This is a genomic window from Desulfonatronospira sp. (genome assembly GCA_003563255.1).
Taxonomy (GTDB): Bacteria; Desulfobacterota; Desulfovibrionia; order Desulfovibrionales; family Desulfonatronovibrionaceae; genus Desulfonatronospira.
The window spans coordinates 1-4,744 of sequence record PWSL01000248.1 but is presented as its reverse complement, the minus strand read 5'-3'; the positions used below and the strand labels follow the sequence as shown (position 1 = coordinate 4,744).

6 protein-coding genes and 1 pseudogene are annotated in these 4,744 nt (G+C 42.5%); 6 read left to right on the top strand and 1 reads right to left on the bottom strand.

What is annotated here, in order from left to right:
* Positions 1–354: 354 nt before the first annotated feature.
* The gene (locus QZP87_RS07215) at positions 355–1,869 is read right to left on the bottom strand and encodes a transposase (RefSeq protein WP_291322244.1); all 1,515 of its coding nucleotides are present in this window, start codon (positions 1,867–1,869) and stop codon (positions 355–357) included.
* Positions 1,870–2,012: 143 nt separating this feature from the next.
* On the opposite strand from QZP87_RS07215, the gene QZP87_RS07210 reads away from it, so the two are divergent.
* The 6 genes and pseudogenes from QZP87_RS07210 to QZP87_RS15565 form a co-directional block, all read left to right on the top strand.
* On the top strand, positions 2,013–2,366 hold the full coding sequence (locus tag QZP87_RS07210) for a PAS domain S-box protein (RefSeq protein ID WP_363331000.1): 354 nt from the start codon (positions 2,013–2,015) through the stop codon (positions 2,364–2,366).
* Between the two features lie 670 nt (positions 2,367–3,036).
* Positions 3,037–3,564: an oligosaccharide flippase family protein gene (locus QZP87_RS07205; RefSeq protein WP_291322243.1), complete on the top strand. Its 528-nt coding sequence runs from the start codon at positions 3,037–3,039 to the stop codon at positions 3,562–3,564.
* A gap of 148 nt (positions 3,565–3,712) precedes the next feature.
* On the top strand, positions 3,713–3,883 hold the full coding sequence (locus tag QZP87_RS07200) for an ORF6N domain-containing protein (protein WP_291322242.1): 171 nt from the start codon (positions 3,713–3,715) through the stop codon (positions 3,881–3,883).
* A pseudogene (locus QZP87_RS07195) lies at positions 3,876–3,944 on the top strand (ORF6N domain-containing protein); the annotation flags it as partial. The gene QZP87_RS07200 and the pseudogene QZP87_RS07195, both read left to right, overlap by 8 nt.
* A gap of 15 nt (positions 3,945–3,959) precedes the next feature.
* A complete protein-coding gene (locus QZP87_RS07190) occupies positions 3,960–4,241 on the top strand; it encodes a hypothetical protein (RefSeq protein WP_291322246.1) in 282 nt (93 codons plus the stop codon).
* Between the two features lie 361 nt (positions 4,242–4,602).
* Positions 4,603–4,744 (top strand): DUF433 domain-containing protein (locus QZP87_RS15565; protein WP_363330999.1); only part of this gene is annotated, 142 nt, incomplete at its 3' end.

Genomic DNA, 4,744 nt, shown 5'->3' with positions numbered 1-4,744 from the left:
GTGGGATGAGGGAGCGAGGGGAGTGACAGAAGATATGACAGATGAGTTGGGAAGCGGTGAGTAGTGAGAGACGTGGGAGTTGTTTAGGTTTAAGAAGTTTTAAAGGGTGTTGCCAAGTCACTTCAGAATAGTGAAGGTCAAGCTATCTTGTTGCCTATTTTTGGAAAATGAGGATATTTTTTCTATTTGCGTGCAGTTAATTTCTGCCAAGTGCAAGGAGGGTTTTTGTTTACTCCGTTTTTTTGCCCAATATAGGGTGGAGTTTTTGGCCTCACATGCCCTGCCTGATCAAAACTGGACGCAACTATACTGTATAAACTTAACGAGTGCTTTTTTGCTTACTTGTTTCTACTTCTATGCAGCCATTGGCAGTGACAATTGTTTTTCTTGTTTTTTCTTGGGTTTTTGCTTTTTCCTGGTCCCTGCCATTTCTATCAGCAAGGTAGCCATTTGCGCAAATACACAGCGAGCCAGGATTCCATGCTGGCTTTTAGCCCGGGTTTCCTTAAGACCTTCCCTGTTTTTGAGCAGGTTGAATGGTCTTTCAGAGTGCTTACGGATATCAATGGCGTGTTCGGTTTGTTCAAGAAAATTGTGCACGCGTTGAAAGTATCCGGAGTCAAAAGGGATGAATCTATATCCTGTACATGATCCGGCAAAAAGACATTCTCCCCTGTTGGCGCTGCACTTGAACTCATGGTGATTATTCTCGGTGGTGCCTATGTAGTCCATTGCAAACTCGCAGTTTTTATTGCAAAAAACCTGTTTTTGTTCCACATCGACAAAGTCGGGGATGGTGACTGTTTTATTGGGTGGAGTAATGATGGTAGCTCCGGTATCATTATAGATATCACCTTGATTGTCATGATATGCTTCATCAGCTGTGACCAGTTTGACATCAAGTCCGATGGCTTGAGCCAAGGAGATCAGTGGGTGAGCAAACAGGCTGTCATGGTGATTGGCAGGTGCCAACAAAGATATCAAAGGGAGGTTGTGGCCATTTTCAGGATTGATAGCTGTCAAGGTATGCATTCTATATCCTATGACGTAGGTTGATTTATCATTTTTATTGCGGCGTTTGCCACAGTCAGCATCTAAGTCAGTATAAATGCGTACTTTGTGCCCATTGATTGTGATTGAGGCAAGCAAGGACTGTTCTGTTGTAGTCAAGTCCGTAGAATCTATGCCATGGATGACTTTGTCATGTAAGAGTCCCTTCTTTTGTAAGTGGTAAATGATGTATACCATTATATTTACTAGATTATGAAATCCAAGGCTTTTACGAAATTTAGAGAGTTGAGTATGGTCAATAAAAACATTTTTATTTATAGGCAGTCTAACAAAAGCCTTATTTTCTTTTTGATGCATTCCAAAGTATTCGTTTGAGCAAAATTTTCGATAGCTAATTTCGGGATATTTAATACATTTGAGCAATTCAGCACGAAGGAGTTGATGTGGCATAATCTCTCTCATGGAAGGTGTAAATCCTTGATACGCCATTAATGCGTCGAGTACATTATCATCTAGCAAGCCATCAATAAACGTGAGCTCCTTGTTTTTTATATATGATTTTCTTTTATGATAGATTAGATTTAGCATTTTATTAGATTTGAGTCCATTGACTACTTTATCCATTTTATTCAATGGAATTATATTTCTGTTAACGATTTGATTTTCTATTCCTGTCAACTCTGCTATAGAATAATCAGATGCTTCAAGAGATTCATTCATAGCAATAATTTCGTTTATAACATCATTTACGATAATCTTTTTTTCTTTTTTTGGTAGTTTTCTCCATTTAAGAGATTTTTTCTTTAATTCGGACATTATTGTTTTTTTTATTTTTTTTCTTAAAATTTTACCTTGCATAACTATCTCCTTTATATTGAGTTGATATAAAGGAAATATACAGTGATTTATTTAAATAGTAAAGTATTTTTTTTGATTTTAGCTGATTATTTTTAAAAAAATCTGAGCCGAGGACATTCGAAAATTCTCAAAATCACGATTTTATATATAACTATCTGAAATTACTGAATATACATCAATCTTTTCAACACCCTTTTCAAGACAGTGAAGCAAAATACCGCCTGCTGGTTGAAAACCTTAATGAAGGCGTCTGGCAGATTGACAAAGAAGGCTACACTGTCTTTGTCAACCAGCGCATGGCTGAAATGCTGGGCTACACTGTACAGGAAATGCAAGGTAAGCACCTGTTCGAGTTTATGGATGAGCAAGAGACTCAAGTCGCCCGGGAATACATGCAGCGCAGAAAGGAAGGCATCAAGGAACAGTTTGAGTATACTTTTATTCGTAAGGATGGCAGCTATATTTATACCAGCCTGGAAATCTCCCCCGTTTTTTAGAAGCATGGGGTCAGACCACCATGTTCAATAGTGTAACCTTGACATGTTCCTCGTTCCTTGTGCTTGGTTCTTTGTTATGGATCGACAAACAAGAACTGAATGAGTTGCTTTCTTAACTGTACTGTCAAAAGTGCTCCCCGGAAACCAAGAACCAAGAACGACGAACCAGGAACCAAGAACCAGTTTTAACTCGGCCCTCGGCCCTTGTTCCTCGGCCCTTGGCAGCATACCTTTAATGAAAAATGCGGTGTATCGCCAATGATACTGGATGGTTACAAGAAAAACTTGCTCAGACCCCGATGGCCTGTGTCCGCTTTATCAGCGCAGATCAGCGCAATCAGCGGCTAAAATTCTTATTCTTTGTTTTTTAATTTATAAGCCATCAGCGGCAAAAAATTCTTATTTCTTTATTTTTTGACTTATGCTACAGAACACAGCTTGTGGGTCAGACCCCGATGCCCCTGGTAGATTTAGAGGATGAGAAGTTGAGAAGATTAGAGGAAAGAGGGTTTAAGTATACAGAATGCGTCCGGCCCTGATGAAATGGGAAGATATTTCATAGGGCAGGCGCGAAATGTAAACTTAGAGGAGTTTAAGTTTACAGAATGGGTCTGGCCTGGAGTGTACACTTGGCGGGGGTAATTATAGTGTGGCAATTGGCTGAGGATTGATGGGGAATACGACTGGTGCCCAAGCGGCTCTTTCCATAGCCGGGATAAAGCAATTCCTGGAACGCACGTATAGAAGCAAGTTTGTGCGGAATGTGGCTGTGGTGGCGTCGGGGACTGCCGGGGCGCAGGCCATTGTCATCGCCTTTGCGCCCATTATCACAAGGCTGTATGGCCCGGAAGCTTTCGGTATCCTGGGTACGTTCATGGCTATTGTGGCGGTGATAACCCCCATTGCCGCCCTGTCCTACCCCATAGCCATTGTCCTGCCCAAGGAGGACAGCGATGCTAGTGGCATAGCCAGGCTTTCGGCTTACATCGCCCTGGGTGTTGCCGCCCTGACTGCTCTGGTGCTGCTTATAGCCGGAAATCAAATAGTAAACCTCCTCCAGGTCCAGGAGGTCAGCTCTTATATCTGGCTGCTTCCCTTGGTGATACTCTTTGCCGCCTGGCTGCAGATAAATCAGCAATGGGAGCTCCGGAAGAAGCATTTCGGGGTCAAGGCCCGGGCAGCAGTGCGCAATGCCTGACTGTTCTCTTTGTTTTATCGGGTTCACAGCTTTTGGTCTTTTAATCATTATACACAAAGGGTATACCGCAAAATCCAGTAACCAGTCTTGGGGACACCTGTTGACCGGGGCTTGATTTTTGGGGCCTCAATAAACTACGAGGACTGTCATGGATGAAATTATACCCATAGAGAACATTGCCAATCGCATATATCTTGTTCGCGGTATCAGGGTTATGTTTGACCAGGATCTAGCTGAGCTTTATGGGGTTGAAACCAAAGCTCTAAAACAAGCGGTACGCAGAAATACCGAACGCTTCCCTGAAGATTTTTATGTTTGAGCTGACACGGCAAGAGTTCAACAACTTGAGGTCACAAATTGTGACCTCAAGTTGGGGAGGCAGCAGGTATCTACCAATGGCATTCACAGAACAGGGTATAGCTATGCTTTCCAGTGTGCTGCGCAGCGACAGGGCCATTCAGGTCAATATCCAGATTATGAGAACATTCACCCAGATGCGCAGAATGTTGGCTGAAAATGAAGAACTGCGGCAGAAGATCGAAGCTCTGGAGCAAAAATATGATGAACAGTTTGAAATGGTTTTTCAGGCTATAAAGGAGATTCTCTTTGAGGAGAAAGGCCCCCAAAAAAAGATCGGTTTTACAGCCAAAGAAAAAAAGACGGATTACGGGGCTTAAGTTTACATATCGCGTCCGACGCGGAGTGTGAACTTAGGGGGTTTAAGTATACAAAACGCGTCCGGCACGGAATGTCAACTTAGAGGGTTTATGTTTACGAAATGGGGCTGGCCTCGATGAAACAAAGACATGGTTTCATGGGGCAAGCGTGGAGTGTGAACTTGAGGCTGGGATGCTGGGATGCATATCCAGAGGGTAGATGGCTTAAGTTGAGTAAAGGCAATGATAACAGTTAATTATAGAATGTTCCGCATACCTTCAATGAAAATTTCGGCGTATCGTTAATGATACTGAAGGCTTACAGAAGCAGCTTGGGGTCAGACCCCATGCCTCGCACAGATTCCGAAGGAGGTAATTGATAATGAGTGATTGGATAGATATTAATCCAGATGTGCTTCGCGGAAAGCCTGTTATCAAGGGGACGCGAATTTCTGTGGAATTAATTGTTCGCAAGCTGGGTGAAGGAAGCACTATAGAGGATATTTTGGAAGGCTATCCCAATT